Raw genomic sequence first — 19,185 nt, 5'->3', positions numbered from 1 at the left:
TCCTTCGTCACGACATGATTTATATAACTATTATATCATAAAAGATCAAATTGGAGCAAAATACTTAGCAAAAAGAAGATAAATTCAAATAAAGTGAATTTATCTTCAGAAATCTGCCCTAAATCGGCTAAAGAAGCGGAGAAAGCATGCGAGAAAGCATTTCGGCCCCTTTTTGCAGACGTGAGCGATGTTGGAATGCAAAGGTATCTATTTGGCTACAATCCTCAAGGTCACGTTCAAAATCATGTAGCAGACGTTGAATCGCAGAGCTTTCAAACAATACAGCCGTCAATTCAAAATTACAAAAGAAACTGCGCATGTCCATATTTGCCGTCCCTACTGTTGCCAATAATTCATCGACGATCATCACTTTGGCATGCACAAAACCTTTGCGATATTGATAAAATTTCACTCCGGCACGTAGCAATTCTTCAACATAAGAAAGCGATGCCAGATGCACTAGTCTTGAATCGGATTGATACGGAATAACAATTCTTACATCCACCCCACTGACCGCAGCAGTCTTAAGAGCCTCGTAAAGAGCTGGATCAGGAATGAAATACGGTGTGGTAATATATATCCGTTCACAGGCTACTGAAATCGCACCAAAGCACATCTCTTGAATGGCGTCCCAATCCTGATCGGGTCCACTGCCTAAAATCTGAATCCGTTCTCCGCCGCTGCAAATATGCGGGGGAAACAATTCTCCGAGCTGCGGCTCCATAATCCGTTTTCCCGAGGCCAGCTTCCAGTCGTTAAGAAACGTGCTTTGCAGGAAATAGACCGCATCTCCTTCAATCTGCACATGGGTATCTCGCCAAAATCCGACCTCAGGGTATTGCCCTAGATAGTCATCTCCAACGTTAATACCTCCAACAAAGCCGACCTTCCCGTCCACAACTACAATTTTTCGATGGTTTCGGTAATTGACTCTACGATCAATCGTCGCAATGAGCGGTGGCAGAAAAAAATGAAACTCAACCCCCGCATCCTGAAGCTTGCGTATAAAACTCCAACTCAGGTTATGACTACCGAGCCCATCGCAGATGAACCTGACTTTCACTCCCTCCTGCGCTTTACGGATCATCACCTGTTGAAAGCGAGTACCGATCACATCATCCCTGAAAATATAAAACTCGACATGCAGATGGTGCTTGGCCTTCTCCATTTCTCTCAGCATCGCCGCAAAAGCTTCTTCACCATTCGTGAGGACCTTGCTCCGATTACAGCCTGTAATCGGACTCTCGGACAGATGCGATAACAAATTGAATAAACGGTGCTGATGGTTGTATCGATCCCCTGGCATTTGGGTAACCTCTTCTATAATGTGCGCCTGTTTCCAGATCGTTTTGCGCATCTCCCTGAAGATGCGCGACCCGCCCTTTCGAAGTTTTTTGCGTTTACTGTAGTCCTGGGCTACGAAATAATACACGACGAATCCGATTAAGGGCACACAAAATAAGATGAACAGCCATGCCACTGCTTTGGCTGGATTACGGAACTCCAGCAGAAGAATCGTAGCCGCTTGAAAAATAAACACAAGTAAAATAATGACCAGCCAGAACATGCGGCCTCCCCCTTAGTACATACACTCAAATATTTTATTATCTATTTTGTAAAATTCCGTTATCTCGCTCACTAGCTTTGCCTTGCTTCATTCTAACCAGCTTTGACGATTATGTTGCCAGCTAATCATAGATACCCAATGTAGAGGACAATCGTAACGAATACTTAGATAAAACTTTACATAGCCTAACTTCAACACTGATTTGACAACTCCCTTTCCAGACTCTTCCTCTTTTCTTCCGGTAAAGGTGGTCTTCTTACGTAAAATTAGATATAATACTCGTTAAAACTTATTACATAAAAGGAGAAGAGTAGTGAATGGACAGTGAGAGGTATGCAATAAATTTGATTTTGGTTGCACTTTTGATAGGGTTATCGGCATTTTTCGTGGCAGTGGAATTCGCTCTCGTACGGGTTCGTCCGAGCCGAATTGATCAAATGATTGCAGAAGGGAACAAACGAGCGCTCGCTGTAAAACAGGCCGTTGCCAATCTGGACGGATACCTGTCTGCTTGTCAGCTCGGGATCACGATTACATCTCTCGGACTGGGCTGGCTCGGCGAACCCACAGTAGAGAAAATCCTGCACCCGGTGTTTGAGAGCATGAGCATTCCAGACGCACTCGCTTCATTCTTGTCCTTTGTCATTGCCTTTGTAGCGATCACATATTTACACGTTGTTGTGGGTGAACTCGCACCCAAAACGATAGCGATCCGCAAAGCCGAGACTGTCGCGCTACTGACGTCCGGTCCTATCATCTTGTTTAACCGAGTAATGTATCCTTTTATCTGGCTGTTAAACGGCTCTGCGAACCAACTGGTCAAATTGTTTGGTATCAAGCCTGCTTCAGAGCATGAAGACGCACACTCCGAAGAGGAGCTCCAGATCATTATTAACGAGAGCTTTGAGAGTGGCAAAATCAATCAGGCGGAATTTGGATATGTTAGCCGAATTTTTGCTTTTGATGAGATGCTGGCCAAAGAGATCATGGTTCCCCGGACCGACATGGTCTGCCTTTATCTAAATAAAACAAACGAGGAAAACCTCGAAATTATTCGTGAAGAGCAATACACCCGTTTTCCAGTCGTTAATGAAAGCAAAGACGATATTATCGGTATCATTAATACAAAACAATTTTTCTTAGAACTGTATGGTAATGATGATCCTGTCGACCTATCTTCCCTGATTCAGCCCGTGTCTGCCGTTCATGAGACAACTCCGGTTAAGGACTTGCTCAAAAAAATGCAGAAGGATGGCGTGCATATTGCTGTTCTCGTCGATGAGTATGGAGGCACGTCGGGTATAGTAACGATTGAAGACGTACTGGAGCAGATTGTCGGTGAGATTCGCGATGAGTTCGACGCAGACGAAGAAGAAGAAATTCAGATCGTGAATGAGCATTATATCATCATGGATGGTAAGGTTTCGCTGTCTAAAGTCAACGATATGTTCATGGCTTCGCTCGATGCGGACGAGTGGGATACGATTGGTGGATGGCTCTACAGCCACCGTCCGGAGATGAACGAACAGGATGAGTACGAATATGAGAACCTGACTTTCGTTCTGCTGGAAAAAGATAAAAATCGCTTTTACAAGGTCGCAATCGTCCCGAAAGAACCACTGAACATGTCAGACTACACCGATGAAGACGAGAAAGAAACAAACGTTTGATTTAAAAAAGGTCTGTCCACTACACAAGGACAGACTTTTTTAATGCTGACGGATGAAACATCCAGACCTCTCGTGCCACACATTAGGATTCTGCACGATCCTCAACAATGCGATTCTGGATTTTCCTAAATATAATCTTCAGAATCATATACAGCGGAATGATAATAATCATGCCGAGAATGTTGCCGAGGTCGGCTCCAACGAGCAGCAAGATCACCGTAGTCAACGGATGAATATCAAGTTGTTTGCCATACACATAAGGGGAGATAAGATTATCCTGAATTTGCTGTGCAACGACGATAATGATTAGAGACCAGAGAGCCATGGAAGGCGAGTCGATAAAAGCAACAATCACAACCGGAATCGCCGCCAGTAGCGCCCCCACATAAGGAATAAAGTTCAGAATAATAGACACTACCGTTAATAACAGCGCATAAGGCAACCCGATGAGAATAAAACCGATAAACATGAGAATGCCCAGCGCCACATTAACGATAACCCGGCCTACAATATAATTGCTTAGAGCCTCATCAATTTCGTGTACCGTTTCTTCCCCGTCTTTTCGATAATGTCTCGGCAATAACAGCGTCAGGTTGATTCCGAATTTACTACCTTCCTTGAGCATGTAATAGAGCATAATCGGAAATGTCGCCAAAATAATGACCAAGTTGGATACAACAGAAAACAGACCTGAGACATAATCCGTAACTTGCGTAATTCCCTGACTTAAATAATCGGACAATCTGGTAAATAAGTCTGAATCCTCCGGTAAGTAACGAGCAAGAAAACGATTGTTTTCCAGTGCTTTAATCTGCTCTACAAGAGATGAGACAAGCTTAGGTGTATTTTCGATAAAATTCCATAACTGCTCCCGCAGGGAAGGCCATACGAGAACGCTGAATCCTGCGATGAGGAGTCCGACAACGACATAAATAATCAGGACAGACAGCGCCCTTTTGATTTTATGGCGTTCCATGAAGTCCACGAGCGGGCGCAAAAGATAATAGAAAAATCCTGCGATCAGCAGCGGGATAATAATGATATGAATCAGCGAAGTGAGAGGGCGGAAAATAAAGTTGACTTTATCCCCCAAATACACGATCAGCAGCAGTAAAATAATTGCCGTGCATATGCGGTAAAATTTGTTGTTAATCAAGAAGCGTGATCCCTCCATCCGCTGCCATGCCAAGGTGACTGCGACGATAATATAATACTTAACATTACAATACCAGTATGTACCCTGAATGAACAGCTATGCCACATGCAAACAAAAAAAAGAGGCAGGAATTAACCTGCCACATCTCTTTTGTTAAATACAACCCAGGATATCACCATAAAGACGACATAATATACAGCGAGAACGGCTAAGGAGAACCCGAGACTCATCCCTTCACTTGCACCATTCATTAAGCTCATACCTGACGGTGAGTCCATATATTTACTCAGATCCATATTGTTGAACAGCACATATTTCGCCCAATCATACCGATCCGGATTGAAGATCAGTGAGAATATGTTTTGCGTGAACATAATAAACAGGGACAACCCGATTGCAAGTGCACCGGAGCGAAATACAGAAGAAACCATAAAAGCGATCGCGAGTGTAATGAAAAGGTCGATATACAGATAGCTCCACCTCGTAAAGGCATCGCCTGCCAGTACACCACTCTCTACCGAAACATCATGAGAAAACAGAATATAAGAACTGAGCATGGCCATACCAATGACCAATAGTGTACTTAATATACTGAAACCCACTACCGTCAGATACTTGGAAGCCAGAATTTTGCTGCGTGACCATGGACGGATGAGTAACAGTTTAATGGTTCCCCACGTAAATTCACCCGCCACCGATTCCGCTGCAACGACGACACAAAAAATCGTATTCAGGAAAAATACAATCTGGACTGTCGTAGCCGCAGGCTGCCAATATAGCACATCACTTGTCCCCGAGCCCTGCTTCATTAAAAAGGGCATTAGCAGCGAGATCAGAACAAGAATAGCTAACATAACCCAGGTACGTACACGACGGAACACCTTCATATTTTCATTCAGTAGCAGATTGCCGAAACTACCCAATGCCGCCACCTCCAGTCACTTGCAAGAATTGATCTTCCAGCGTACGGGTCACACTACGAATGGCATAAACTTGCACGCCTTCACGAACCAGCTTGGCATTGACCTCGGGAATCTGTTCTCGTGAGAGAGACGCCACGATAACCTTACCCTGAATAACGGCCTCTCCTCCCATAAGTTCAACAGCACGTTCAGCGTCATCGACTTCAAACGCAACTTCAATTAAAGCATCTGAACCTTGCTCATCCCGCAGATTTCGAACATCAATCAGTTTACCGTTCTGAATAATTGCTACGGTGTCACACATCAATTCCATCTCGGACAACAAATGGCTTGATACAAAAACAGTAATCCCTTCTTCATGGGTGAGAAGCCGCAGATAATCTCTTAACTCCCTTATGCCCTGAGGGTCGAGACCGTTTGTTGGCTCATCCAGAACTAACAGCTTAGGTCTATGTAATATAGCCTGTGCGACACCAAGGCGCTGACGCATACCCAAAGAATAGGTTTTTACCTTGTCATGAATCCGCGCTGTTAGGCCCACACGCTCAATGGTCTCTGCAATACGTTCCTTGGTAACACCAGGTGACATACGGGCAAAATGCACCAGATTCTGATATCCGGTCAGAAACTTGTACATCTCCGGATTTTCCACAATTGCCCCCACCTGGGCTATCGCCTCTTCAAACTCATTCTTCACACTGTGTCCAGAGATGAAAATATCTCCTTTACTAATGGACATCAAACCTACCATCATTCGAATCGTTGTCGTTTTCCCCGCGCCATTCGGTCCTAAAAAACCAAAAACCTGCCCCGGAGAAATATCCAGGGTCAGGTCACTGACCAATGATCGGGAGGAAATGATTTTACTGACGCCTTGAAGTCGGACGACCGGCTCCTGCTGCATTCAATCCTCTCCTTCATGGACGGACATATGTTATGCCCGCTTCTCATATGAGCATAGTGTATCATAATCTTTAGTAAATTGTCCTGCAAACTGGGACTTACCTTCTCGTTTTGATTCAACTACACACGCCTCACAGCATCCAAGCGGCATTTCACTCCGGTAAAATCCAGTACGAAATACGTGATTGCCTCCATTGCCCTCTGGTTTCTGGGCAGCGTCTCTAGCGACCGACACAATCATCCCACAACTGACACAGTAAAAGCGGCCCGTTTCATTCAATGGAATACCTTCCCCTCACAGGGAGCCTCTAGTCCCTGTTATTTGTCGTTAGACGCTGAAATTTGATACATTTTGTATCCTAATTCGTAATTTACTTGACACCAGGACTATTGTCAAGCTTTTTAAGCACAAAATTAGGTTGAAAATTCAAAAAAGCGCTATAAATGCGACAAAAGTCTCGCATTTATAGCGCTTAATCAAGGACTAATGATACAAAACGGTATGTTAAACCTTCATTTACATTACAAGCTATGTAACATTAACTCCTCATCCTGATATTACACTATATCACGCATCAGGATGAAGTTTCAGTGTTGTGTTTTCCCTCATCTGGATAATACCATAGCAGAGTCCACTGCTTACCATCCTGCACGAGATAACAAATCTGCACAAGATCAAACCTTCCAAAGGTTCCGGAATACATTTGTGTAACTTTTATTTTGTAAGCTTCGGAAAAGGGCTTCACGCCTTTCATGATCTCTACATCAAATTCCCGTTCCGGCGGTTCCATCTCCAGTTCAAACGTCTGCACACCGAAATGTTGCATAAAGATGTGTGCTCTATTCTGCACGTAGGCACTCTTTGGGAATCGCTCTTTCATTAAAGGATGAAAAAGCTCCCAGGAGCTTCCGAAGTCACCCGTTTGCTCGTATTTGTAAAACTCTTCTGCTACAGCAGCAGCCTCTGCAGGCGCATCTGCACGGAATAACGCAGGTACACTCCTAATAATCAGCCATAGCAAAAGCATTACAAATAAAACAAGTCCACTTTTTTTGAGCAGCGCATTACGGTTTCTTCTTCTTAGCATCATTCAGCCCCCTTGTCCTGCCTACCCCATATGTATGTTGGTATGCAAGCAAGTAGAAGCTATAGCTGGGTGAAACATTGCATTTCCTGGGAAATCAATGATGTCTTCTACCCAGCAAAGCTCGAATTCCTATATAAATTGCAATACCACAACACCCGCCAATCAAGTCTACACCGACATCCCAGATTGAACTCGTACGGTTGGGGCTAAACTGTTGAATATACTCGTCAATGGAGGCAATGATTACAACGAACATCAGCGCTAACGCAACGCATGTTATGACACGCACCCGTTTGTAACGCAGACTACCATAGATTAACACTGCGAGTATAGCGTAGACTAATAGATGCGCAGTCTTACGAAAGAGGAATTCTACAAAATCATACGGTCTCTGTTTTAGCGAATATTCATGTCCGCTATACGTAAAGTGCACATCGGGCAGTGTAAACCCGATGTGCACCTTCTGCGATAGTCTGTGGAGCCACGGCTGAATATTCTGCTGCTGATAAGATTGAGCAGACATCGACCAGATGATTACAATCCAGATGACAACCAGCAGCAGGGCAATCCACCATCCGTATGTTCTGCGTGTCTGCTTATACCTTTGGGGCCCGGAGCCTCCCCTCATGGTCATCTTGTTCACCACTTTCATGACTATGTTAATCTTGTTACTCTAATGATCCGACATAGATTCCTCTGCCATTCGTGCCAATGTAGACGCGCCCATAGGTTTGACGATCAGCAACCATAATCTGTGGTTCATTGCTCAAGCCAATCCCTTCACCCGTCGGACCGATATTACTCCAGGTCATCCCCATGTCATCGGAACGGAAAAAGCCAGTGATATTATTAACAGTCCCATATACATAAGCGCTTGGTACCGTCTGACCAGGTCGATTTTTGCCAAAAGAAAACAACCTGGAGTTCTGTACGCCTTGAATCTTGGTAAACGTGGAACCCGAATTCGCTGATGCATACAACCCATCGGCACCCAGACTTACCCATACACGATTCGCCAATCCGGGAGCAGCCTCTACTTTAATGTTCCCCTCACTTACCGGAAGTCGGGTGGCATTGCCTTTGTACCAGTTAGCTCCTGCATCGGTTGAGCGATACAAATAACCGGCAGCATACATGTAAAATTTATATCCGTTGATGCGATCAGCGGCAAGTGGATGGTTATAAGTGAAAACCATACTTCCTCCAATCGCCTGAAAAGGAGCGCCATTCATGTTTTGCCAGGTCGTTCCTCTGTTGATACTCCTGACCGGATTTCCAGTTTGCGGATAATAGACAATGACGTTGGGATTGGTAGCCGAGTAAGCTAGCCGCCCCAACGTAGAACCTGCTGGAAGATTCATCGGAGTTACGGAAACGCCATTATTAGAGGAGACAAACAAACGGGTTGTTGTACCGTACCAGTCACTGCTCCCCAAAAAAACCATGTAGTTCGGGTTGGCCTCATGGTAATCTATGCTCACAATTTCACGCATGCCCGCAAGCGGGAGTTTGTTAAGCGGTATTTCGCTCACGTTCTCATGCCGAAATCCGATCTGATCAGTTAAACCACTGAAAAATGATACGCCTTGTGGCGGAGTTGACGCTGTGAGTGCAACAACTTCCTCATGTCCATCCGTAATCGCTTCCCATGTGCTTGCTGATCCTGCCACTCCATTTGTACCATTGATGTTATTTGTTTTGTACACACCGAACCAATCTGAGGCATATACGGAACCGGCATTGTGGGGGTCAAATCCAATACTGGATGTTGCGGAGAAAAACATATTAGGTGTCCACCATCCCGGTTTGGAAACCAGTGTTTTATTGACAGTGGTCCAGCTGCTTCCCCCGTTCACCGAGCGATATAGGGGCAAATTATCGCCTCCTGTCCGAACTGCGGCCAGAATGTGATTATCGTTTCTAGGATCGATTGTAATGCCGTAATACGAGGAATAACTCGAGCTTGGTGTGATATTGGTCCACTGCACACCATTGTATTTGAAAATCCCTTGGTTATCTGTCGTTACATATAACGTGCCGTTCTTCGCTACAGTCATGCGGGCGGGGTATTCAGGACTCCGGCCCGTAAGTTGCCAGGTCGTCTGTCCGTTACTTCTGGGCGCTTTGCTATATACACCAATACCACGTACACCTGCATACACAACTTGCCCTTGCTTCGTTACAGGATTCAATCCGTAGGCTACACTTCGTATACCTTCACCAGATAACCCGTTAGGCACATCCCTTACCTTGCTCCAGGTGGTCGCACCGTCACTGGAGGTGTACAAACCATCATAACGTGTACCCACATGCAGATAGTTTGAATTGGTTGGATTAACAGCTATGCTCTCTCCCATGGCCCGGTGAATATTCCCGTTAGCTTCATTCCGAAGGTTGAGTCCCGTACGTCTCCAAGTAGCTCCGCGGTCAGTAGATTTCAGAATATCACTTGGTCCGACATTGCCATACTTCCCGGCCGCAATATATACCACATTCGGATTTTGTTGGTCCAAGGCAATGCCATCGACCCCGTACAAATTGCTATCTTCATCCCCTAAATGATCCAGCAGCGGAATCCAGTTTCCGGAGGAAGTGTCTAGGCGATAAGCCCCTCCAACGTCAGTACGAGCATAAACCAGATCAGGTTCAGTCGGATGAATGACAACACCTGTAACGTACCCCCCACCACCAATAGGCACATGCTTCCATTGATAACTTTGAGCTGATTGAACAACACTTGTACTTGCAGGTATCATCAGCATATACATCAACAGCATAATCATTGATAATTTCATTAGCGTGGAGATACGCATCTGGTTCACCGCCCTATCCGATCATCTTGTGTGCTCCACAATCATTTGGTGAATTCTGTCCCTCTCCACCTGATCCACCATGTAATAATAGATTCCGTCTATTTTTTTCCCCGATCCTTTAATTTCAATGGAGTCAATATGGTTTAGCACCGGTCGATAATTGGTGAACATCTGCTTCATTTCATCAAAAGTTATATCGGTTCTGACATGCGCACTGAATTCATCGAGCAAAGATTCGAACTGAAACATGTTGGATACCTGCACTGTATTTTTCAATACCTGCTGAATAATTTCCCGCTGCCGATCATTCCGGCCCAGGTCCCCCTTTGGATCATCATAACGCATTCGTGAAAACCCGAGAGCTGCCTCACCATCCAGATGGATCGTCCCCTGCTCAAAACGTCTTCCTTCGTAGTCAAAGGCAAACGGATTATTCACGTCGACCCCGCCTAGCATATCGATGACCTGCGCAAACCCCTCCATGTTGACTTTCATGTAGTAGTGTATAGGAATATCCAGTAGTTTCTCTACGGATTGCACAGACATGTTCACGCCCCCAAATGCATAAGCATGGTTGATTTTATCCTCCGTACCGTGTCCCACGATACTTGTTCGGGTATCTCGGGGGATGTTAAACATCAGAACGGACTGTTTTGCCGGATTTACGCTGAGCACAATCATCGTATCTGAGCGGCCTCGATCATTGGTGCGTTCATCTACGCCTAGAATTAACGCATTGAAAGCCTCCTCGTTTTCCATGTCTACGGGAAAGTCGCCCCCGCCACGCTGATCTGTAATAGAGACCTTTTTAATCGGTTCCCGCGGCTCATACATCTCTTCCGCAGCTGATTTGACGTGCAGGTACAGATAAACGGAATATCCCAGCAGCAGAACAACCATGAAGACCACTGCTCCAACTGTAATTTTAATCCCCAGTCTCATCATATTCGCCTCCGTCAGATGATTGCGGGTTTTCTGCTTTCAATATTGGTCAGGCTTGGACGTCCCACAGCATAATATCGGAAGGAGCTATCCTTGATTTGTGCCTCTCCGTATATATTTCGTCCATCAATCAGAATAGGCTGTTTCATTCGAGTGGAGAGTTCAACCAGATTCACTTCCATGAACTCCTTCCATTCGGTCAGGACACAGAGTGCATCAGCTCCTTCGGCTGCATTCATGGCGCGCTCTTCCCAAGCAATAGAAGGTGAATCTACCTCTTTTCGGAAGTTTACCGTTGCAATTGGATCATATGCACGAACACGGGCTCCTTCTTCCAACAAACGCTGAATAATCTCTATAGCTGGAGCATCACGTACATCATCGGTATCCGGTTTGAATGCAAGCCCCCAAACAGCAATTTCTTTTCCTTTTAGTGAACCCAGCGCATCCTCCAGTTTTCGAATGACATTAAAACGCTGATCCTTGTTTACTTCCACAACGGATTTCAACAACTTGAAGTCATAGTCTACATTGCCTGCAATTTGGATCAACGCCTGAGTATCTTTGGGGAAACATGATCCTCCATAACCAATACCGGCTTTAAGAAATGACCCACCAATTCGTCTATCATATCCCATACCCTCTGCAACACGGCTGACATCTGCACCTACCTTCTCGCAAATGTTCGAAATTTCATTAATAAATGATATCTTGGTTGCCAAAAAAGCATTGGATGCATATTTAATCATTTCTGCCGAACGGATATCTGTGACGATAATCTGGTCCGTAAGTGGTTGATGTAATTCTCTCAGTACCTGCTCTGCCCGGGCGCTGGAAGTACCAATTACGATTCGGTCAGGAAAGAGCGTATCTTGTACGGCTGTACCTTCACGAAGAAATTCGGGCACGGAAGCCATATCAAACGGCTGGTCTGTCAGACTGCTGATCCACTCCTGAATTCGATCATTGGTCCCCACAGGAACAGTGCTTTTTGTCATTATTATTTTGTAATTATCCATATGAGAACCAATTTCCCGCGCGACAAGCTCAATATAGCTGAGATTAGCCTCACCGTTAGGCAATGAAGGTGTGCCAACAGCGATAATAATGATATCCGAATAACTGATCGCATCTTGAATATTGGTTGTAAATGACAATCTGCCTGCCTTCACGTTGTTGTTCATGATCTCCTTAAGCCCTGGCTCGTAAATCGGCACATGACCTTCCGTGAGCAAATTCACCTTTTCCACATTGTTATCAACACAAATAACCTGATTCCCCAGCTCTGAAAAGCATACGCCTGATACAAGTCCCACATACCCCGTGCCAATGACCGTAATATTCATTCCAAGATCTCCCCCAAGTCCTAATGTGATGGTTACACATGCCTTACATAAGTCTGAACAATATCTTTCCATTCCGTGGATACTCGCACGATGTCTTCCTCAATCAGTTGTGTGCCGATCTGTACTTCTATGATTTCAAGTTCGGTAATCGCACGTACAGAGTGAAGCATGCTTTTGTCAATGACTACGGTATCCCCCTCACCAATCTTGCGACTCTCTCCATTCAGAATCAGTTCGCCTTCCCCTGATGCAACGGTCCACACTTCATTGCGAAGCAGATGATATTGGTAACTAAGGTTTTTACCAGCAGTAATACAGATCCGTTTGGTTAGCACCTCGCCCCCAGCTTCATTTCTTGTGTGATCCAACACCCGATAACATCCCCACCTGCGCTCCTCATACATAGGACGCTGATCCTCATTCTTCAAGATTTCTTTGATTCTTGGACTGGACTCCTTATCACTGACCAAAATACCGTCCGGGCTCACAGCTACCACAACATCTGAAAGTCCCAGAATAGCCACCGGAATGTTTAGTTCGTTGACTAAATGTGTGTTTTGGGTATCTGACGTAATCCACCCTTTGCCCACTACTGTGGTATCCATCTCTTCAGTAAGGGTGTTCCACGTACCAAGATCCTTCCAAAATCCGTTATAGGGTAAGGCTATAACCTTTTTCGCCTGTTCAACGATCTTGTAATCAAAACTTATTTTTTGTAATCTCCCGTATTGTTTCAGCATCTCGTCGTACTGGATTGGCAGCTCCATCTCAATTAACAAATTGATCAAATACCCGAGCTTAAAGGCAAAAACCCCGCAATTCCATAATGCATTCTGCTCGATCATGAGAGCTGCATCGGATTCACAGGGTTTTTCTTGAAACTTGGCTACATGAATATATTCTTCTGTCGACATGTCTGAACTTTCTTTATCCCGTGCTGGGATGATGTATCCATACTTCTCGGATGGATAGGTCGGTATAACTCCCATCAAAGCCATATCTGCTCCTGACTTCTCCATCATCTCTGGCAAAGTGCACAACGTCTCAAAAAATTCTTTTTCCACAAAAGGATCAACCGGCAGCACCGCTACCGTTTCGCTCAGGCTCACACTCTCCACGGAATACAAGTAGGAGGCTGCGAGGGCGATCGCTGGAAATGTATCCCGGCGCTCCGGCTCCACTACCAGCTGTACTTCCTCACCGAGCTGCGAAGTCAAAATCTCGACCTGCGACAGACTCGTGGCAATGAGTGTTTGTGAAGCAAGGCCACTCTCATTCATTTGGCGCCATACACGTTGCACCATCGATTCCAAATCACCGGAAGGACTTCGAAGGACTTTAAGAAACTGCTTGGATCTGGCATCATTGGACAATGGCCAGAGACGTTTGCCAGAGCCGCCGGATAAAAGAATGCTTCTCATAACGCGGCTCCATCCGAGAGCACAATAGCCCCGGAACCCTTAGAAGGCTCTTTTGCCAGGTTTGCCGCTTCAGCTCTCCCTGGAGTTCCAGACTTTCCGGCACCTCCCGATTGGTTTGCTTCCAATCGGCCCACCGGATTATTTTTCGTCCATGCTGCGTAATAGTTTGAGTTTTTGCCATAGGAGTTATCTAGCAGTACATTGGGCTGATCGAGCAGACAAGCCAAAATATGCCCATGCAGGCGGGACGTTGTGACAGTTTTATATTTACTGAATTCTTTAATCGCGGTATGTACCATCCGATCCGAATATTTGTACCATAACCAGCGGGCGAGCGACCGACCTTTGCTTGATTTCAGACGGGATGTAATCATGCGAATAATCTTCCGATCAATCCGGTTGTACAATGTCTCCCAGTCCTTGAAGACGGCCTCAGGTCCACTGATAGATTCATAGTGAGTTTGATTCTTCGTTTTCTCAATGTCTTTACGGAAAAAATATAACATCTCCGCAAGGGGTTGCCCCTTGGATTTCAGTGGCCATAGCTGATGCGCCATATCCGGTGACAAATATACATTAGTTTGCCGAAACTCCCTTTTGGCAATCTCATAGGATACGGTATCCCTGACAAAGAAGTGTACATCCTTATGACGATTAAATACCTGCGCTGTCTTTTTCAGCTCAATATCACTCTTGTAGAACATCGTTTGAGGCAGTATTACAATCCGGTGATGCGGATGTTGGTTGATCATCCGCTCTCTCAATTTCTGATGAGCAGGATACAGATCACCGAAATTACCTCCGCCATGCAGTACGATCGTTATTCCATCTGGCACGTTCAAAGACAATGGGCAATCCAAGACACTGTATCTGGCAAGTACATTAATTTCATTATCCCGGAAAAATGCTTCTGTACCTTTCATAATAAGCAGGTCGCCACCGTTACTATGCACGGGGTAATCCAGATAGTAGATATTGCTTCCGGACGGGATCACTTTCAAAATCTGACGTAAATGTCCCTTTAACTCTTCCATGGGATGAATATTGTTAGCGTCCAGCATCTCCATCTCCTCCTTGGGTCACTCTTTTTCTTTTTTTGTTTAGCCGTTCATACAGAAAAGGCAGGTCCTGCTTGTCAAAGAACATCGTTCCAAATCTGACTTTGAACACGATTTTCATGGCGGCTACCGTAACCAACATACGTACAACAGAACCGACCAGTAACGCTATCGCAATCCCATTCAATCCCCATAAGGGGGTGAAAACAAAAAATAGAGCCACCGTGACGGAAAGTGCGATAAGTTGTCTGATCATCACAAGCCCTGGACGTCCCAATGCATTAAAAGCAGATGCGAGAATCCACGAGCCCCCGCCAATAATACATTCGAAAGCTAAAATGTAGAAGGCTACACTGGCCTCCAGAAATTCAGAACCAAACAGCAGGCCCATCAGATAGTTCCCGACAAACATCGTCGGGATTACAAGGATCATCATGACGATCAGGGAGATACGAAATGCTCGGCCTACCGTCCGGATGATCTGTTCCTGGGGCTGTCCGGTGACTTTTGGAAAGACCACATTACTGATTGCAGTTTGCACCGCATTATAGATTCGTGATAATGCAAATACAACAGAATACAAACCAAAATCACGCGGAGTGAGCAGAGCAAGAATGATGATTTTATCAAACTGGGTATAGAGCGTACCAAGCAGTTCTACTCCATACACCTTGCCACCATAACCAAAAAGCTTCTTCGCTGTAACTTGGTCTATCTGATCCTGAAACCATCTCAGTCTCAATTCATTACGATTGGCATAGATTGCCCACACCACAACCGAGAAGCTGGTCACGAAATAGATGGCTGCCGCGAGCTGGATACTGAGCAGGCCCAGTCCCCACAATACAAAAAGCCCGCCTACATTAAAGAGGGGGATCATTAATCGGATGCCATTATAAACGGCGAATTTCTCCCTACTCTGCGAGAGGGCCGATATGAGATTGATAACAATCAGCACAGGAACCGTTGCTATGGTGTACCATCTGGAAATTTGAATCACTTCAGGGGGAAAGCTTGAGAGCCAGTATGGGAGACCGAGCCAGGCAACCACTCCGATAATGATGCACACTGGAATTTGAAACAAAAAACTTAAACGGACATATTGCGCGCTCTTCTCGCTCGCACTCTGTTTGATGTTATATATAATCGACGTAGGAAGGCCAAACCCGACCAAACCGGTTAACAATGCAGGCCAGAAAAGGATGGCTGAGAATGCCCCTTTTCCTTCTACTCCAAACATGCGTGATGTAAGTATGGAAGATAGCATCGTCAGTGTCATGACCAGCAGATTCGTCCCACTTGTCTGAAAGATAGCACTCATCAAGCCATTTCCCCGCAATACTTTACTTAGCGCAACTTGAGCCATAACGATCCTCATCCCTTACTGTTTTGACGAAGCGATCCAACGATCATTCCGTTCCGATAACATACTTTGGCCAGTTGGCGTGTAAAACGATCAGCATTATAAATATATATCAGTGCCGTTGTGATGCCTTGCACCAGCTTGATGCCATGTTTGATTGTACGTAACACTCCCCGATGCTGATCCCTGATCGCATCGCTTACCCCCTGCCAGTAGATCCGGCGCAGAAACCAGTTTTTCGTCGTCCGCTCCTTGGCCACTTTATGTTGCACCGCCCCGTATGGCGTGTAATACACCTTATATCGGGTTCGAATTCGTGCAATCAGTTCACTCTCCTCACTAGAGAGAAGATTGTTCCCCACTCTGCCCAAATCTTCACGGAATGGAGCCAACTCATCAAAGACCGATAGGCGAAAGGCTACGTTTGCCCCAAAGGGAATCGAGGGGCTTTTCATCTCGGTCACTTCATTGGCAAAATCCAAAATTGTGAACAACGACCGGTTCTCCGGCGGAATCCACATCGGTTCGGGGACTTCCCAGATTGGATCAATTCGTCCGCCAACACATCCGATCTGCTGATCCATTTCAAACACATGCACAATCTGCCGAATCCAATCTTTGCAAGCAAATGCGTCATCATCCAAAAATAAAATATACTGACCACGGGCTTCCTGAATGGCACGGTTGCGAGCCACAGATAAGCCTTGCTTTACTTCAAGCACATATCGGATATGATGCTGTTCATGCTGCAGAATCGTTTGCAATACCTGATCACGAGTGTTGTCTTTTGAATTGTTATCAATCAGTATGATCTCGTAATCATCACAGGGATAACTCTGCCGAACAGCACTGCGTATCGCCTCTATAGCATCCTGTGCACGATTATACGTACATATTGCTACAGTCACCTTCATCATTTCATCCCCATATTCTTAAAATAGGTTAACCTGAATAGAGCGTAAGTGTTCGCTGCGCAATGACCGGCCAATCCAGCCGTTCCAGCGCTTTGACAAATCCGCTGCCTTCCTCATACTCGGATTGCTTCATTCGGATCAGATGCATGGCCTTAATTAATCCATCCGGGTCCGCCGGGTCATAAAGCACGGCACAATCATCAGGCAAATATTCCTCCAGCAAGCCGATCCGTGGTGCCACCACAGGTTTACCAAAGCTCAAAGCCAGAATGGCACTTCCAGAGGTTGCAATCTGTTTGTAAGGAAGAATGATCGAATCGACGGCAGCAAAATAATCCGAATATTCATCATCTTCTATGAAATGAAAATGAGTATGCACCTTGCCGCTCTGGAGAACCTGTGTATCTAGTTCGTACTTCTCCACTTTTTTTCCGGCAATTAGTAGATGTGCTTGTTCCGACTGTAGGCCCTCAAAAGCGTCAAGCAGATCATCCACTCCCTTGTAAGGGGAAACTTGCCCGAAGAATCCATAAACATAGCTATTCTTAGGAATTCCAAACCGCGAACGGATGTCTGTTCCTTTTCCCTTATATACCCCTTTGTAGTGGCCATGAGGAATAATCTCGATTCTGTCCTCTCCCACACCGAAGGTTGAACAAATTTCGGGAATCAGCGGTTTGCCCATAACGATCAGCTTCACACAATTGGCCACCAATATTTTTCGCATCCAATAATCAAATCTAGTTTTTCCGCTGTTATGTGGCCAGATGTTATGAACCGTCCAAAATAATTTCACCCCGCGAAGACGTGCATAAGCAATCATCAGCACATAAAGCATGGCCTTAATTGTGGTGGACAATACAGATGAGCCTCTATAATAGAAGCTGGGCCAGTGAAAATGTACGATATCATTCTTTTTAAGCCTCAACAGATTCTTTTTCGTAAACTGCTTTACCTCCCACCCCTTATTCTCAATGGATCCGGATAAAAGCTCATTAAACTTGTTGTTCTCAATCATCTTCGGCAACATATATACTGTCGGGTTTTCCATCCACACACCTCTTACTTCAGTTTCATTCGTACAGGTTCCTCAGCATATGCTCCTGCCATACGTCTGGCCTGGAACCGCATCAGGTAACCCAGCAGTATAATTTTGGTGTTCCGCTTGAGTAGCACCCAGTCTCTCCACCATGGATACAACGATAAAGCTTTTTTCAGATATACATGATTGCGAATCCTGTTCCGGGACCATTCCAACATGCGATAGTGTTGCAGCTGGCGGCGCTTCTGCTCTTTGGACATATCATTGTAATACTTTAAAATGATTTTGCGCTGTCCCTTATATTTGGCACTTGTGGAGGTGGAGATACGCGGGCCACTATGAATATTGATATCTACCAGCACTTCTTTTACATTAATGGCGACATATCCCCGTTGGAGAATACGCAGATAAAAATCATAGTCCTGAGCCGAGGTTAAATTCTCATCAAACCTTACATCTCGGGCTAGCGAAGTCAGTACCATGATCTTGGACGTTTCTCCAATCCAATTGAAGGTAAGCAGATCCTCGTAACGAATGACATCCCGCTCTTCTACAGATAACTTTCGTTTGACCACCTGATGCTGATCATTGGTATACGCCAGATATTTACTGCAAAAGGTAAAGGATTCCTCCGTCTTTTCCAGCACCTCACACTGAATTTTAATTTTGTCAGGCTTCCACTCATCGTCGTCATCCAGAAAAGCAACATATTTACCATTCGCTTGGGATATGCCTATATTCCGCGCATGATTGGCTCCTTGGGGGAAGGGCACCCGAATATATCGAATGCGCTCATCATCACGAGCCCAAGCTTGACAGACCTCGGGCGTCGTGTCCTCCGAGCCATCGTCTATAATGAAAATTTCTAATTCCGGATATGTTTGCGCAAGCACACTGTTCAGTGCAAATTCTAACAAGTTGACCCGATTATGGGTTGTAATGATGCAAGATACCAAAGGATTCATACCATCACCTTTTC

At 45.3% G+C, this 19,185-nt stretch carries 16 protein-coding genes; 1 reads left to right on the top strand and 15 read right to left on the bottom strand.

Features of this window, described 5'->3' with window-relative positions:
* Nucleotides 1-127: 127 nt before the first annotated feature.
* Entirely contained in the window at nt 128-1,567 is a 1,440-nt protein-coding gene (cls, locus tag M3629_RS21375; RefSeq protein ID WP_251510032.1) for a cardiolipin synthase, read from the bottom strand.
* A gap of 317 nt (nt 1,568-1,884) precedes the next feature.
* On the opposite strand from cls, the gene M3629_RS21370 reads away from it, so the two are divergent.
* The gene (locus M3629_RS21370) at nt 1,885-3,237 is read left to right on the top strand and encodes a hemolysin family protein (RefSeq protein ID WP_251510030.1); all 1,353 of its coding nucleotides are present in this window, start codon (nt 1,885-1,887) and stop codon (nt 3,235-3,237) included.
* An 82-nt stretch (nt 3,238-3,319) separates the two neighbouring features.
* Here M3629_RS21370 and M3629_RS21365 read toward each other — a convergent pair whose 3' ends face one another.
* The 14 genes from M3629_RS21365 to M3629_RS21300 all read right to left on the bottom strand — a co-directional run bounded on the left by M3629_RS21365 (nt 3,320) and on the right by M3629_RS21300 (nt 19,171).
* Nucleotides 3,320-4,393 carry an AI-2E family transporter gene (locus M3629_RS21365; RefSeq protein WP_251510028.1) on the bottom strand — a complete coding sequence of 358 codons (1,074 nt, stop codon included), beginning with the start codon at nt 4,391-4,393 and terminating at the stop codon, nt 3,320-3,322.
* Between the two features lie 131 nt (nt 4,394-4,524).
* Nucleotides 4,525-5,316 (bottom strand): ABC transporter permease, encoded by a 792-nt coding sequence (locus M3629_RS21360; RefSeq protein WP_251510027.1) that lies wholly within the window; start codon nt 5,314-5,316, stop codon nt 4,525-4,527.
* Nucleotides 5,309-6,220, bottom strand: coding sequence for an ABC transporter ATP-binding protein (locus tag M3629_RS21355; protein WP_251510026.1), 912 nt, complete (start codon nt 6,218-6,220; stop codon nt 5,309-5,311). The genes M3629_RS21360 and M3629_RS21355 overlap by 8 nt, the downstream gene beginning before the upstream one ends.
* A 574-nt stretch (nt 6,221-6,794) precedes the next feature.
* Nucleotides 6,795-7,310, bottom strand: a complete 516-nt coding sequence (locus M3629_RS21350) for a hypothetical protein (RefSeq protein WP_251510025.1) — start codon at nt 7,308-7,310, stop codon at nt 6,795-6,797.
* Between the two features lie 91 nt (nt 7,311-7,401).
* Entirely contained in the window at nt 7,402-7,941 is a 540-nt protein-coding gene (locus M3629_RS21345) for a VanZ family protein (RefSeq protein WP_251510024.1), read from the bottom strand.
* 34 nt (nt 7,942-7,975) lie between these two features.
* Nucleotides 7,976-10,120: a WD40/YVTN/BNR-like repeat-containing protein gene (locus M3629_RS21340; RefSeq protein WP_251510023.1), complete on the bottom strand. Its 2,145-nt coding sequence runs from the start codon at nt 10,118-10,120 to the stop codon at nt 7,976-7,978.
* 21 nt (nt 10,121-10,141) lie between these two features.
* Complete coding sequence (locus tag M3629_RS21335) at nt 10,142-11,062, bottom strand: LCP family glycopolymer transferase (RefSeq protein WP_251510303.1); 921 nt, start codon at nt 11,060-11,062, stop codon at nt 10,142-10,144.
* Nucleotides 11,063-11,076: 14 nt separating this feature from the next.
* The gene (locus M3629_RS21330; protein ID WP_251510022.1) at nt 11,077-12,408 is read right to left on the bottom strand and encodes a UDP-glucose dehydrogenase family protein; all 1,332 of its coding nucleotides are present in this window, start codon (nt 12,406-12,408) and stop codon (nt 11,077-11,079) included.
* Between the two features lie 32 nt (nt 12,409-12,440).
* On the bottom strand, nt 12,441-13,829 hold the full coding sequence (locus tag M3629_RS21325) for a sugar phosphate nucleotidyltransferase (protein ID WP_251510020.1): 1,389 nt from the start codon (nt 13,827-13,829) through the stop codon (nt 12,441-12,443).
* On the bottom strand, nt 13,826-14,890 hold the full coding sequence (locus M3629_RS21320; protein WP_251510019.1) for a polysaccharide pyruvyl transferase family protein: 1,065 nt from the start codon (nt 14,888-14,890) through the stop codon (nt 13,826-13,828). The genes M3629_RS21325 and M3629_RS21320 overlap by 4 nt, the downstream gene beginning before the upstream one ends.
* Nucleotides 14,877-16,253 carry a lipopolysaccharide biosynthesis protein gene (locus tag M3629_RS21315; protein ID WP_251510016.1) on the bottom strand — a complete coding sequence of 459 codons (1,377 nt, stop codon included), beginning with the start codon at nt 16,251-16,253 and terminating at the stop codon, nt 14,877-14,879. Before M3629_RS21315 ends, M3629_RS21320 begins: the two co-directional genes overlap by 14 nt.
* Nucleotides 16,254-16,261: 8 nt before the next feature.
* Complete coding sequence (locus M3629_RS21310) at nt 16,262-17,167, bottom strand: glycosyltransferase (RefSeq protein WP_251510013.1); 906 nt, start codon at nt 17,165-17,167, stop codon at nt 16,262-16,264.
* Nucleotides 17,168-17,192: 25 nt separating this feature from the next.
* Complete coding sequence (locus tag M3629_RS21305) at nt 17,193-18,215, bottom strand: glycosyltransferase (RefSeq protein WP_251510010.1); 1,023 nt, start codon at nt 18,213-18,215, stop codon at nt 17,193-17,195.
* 11 nt (nt 18,216-18,226) lie between these two features.
* A complete protein-coding gene (locus M3629_RS21300) occupies nt 18,227-19,171 on the bottom strand; it encodes a glycosyltransferase family 2 protein (RefSeq protein WP_251510007.1) in 945 nt (314 codons plus the stop codon).
* Between the last annotated feature and the right edge of the window lie 14 nt (nt 19,172-19,185).

It is taken from the genome of Paenibacillus polysaccharolyticus, from assembly GCF_023714295.1.
GTDB lineage: Bacteria > Bacillota > Bacilli > Paenibacillales > Paenibacillaceae > Paenibacillus > Paenibacillus polysaccharolyticus_A.
The sequence above is the reverse complement of the archived record's forward strand: the minus strand, read 5'-3'. Positions and strand labels throughout refer to the sequence as shown.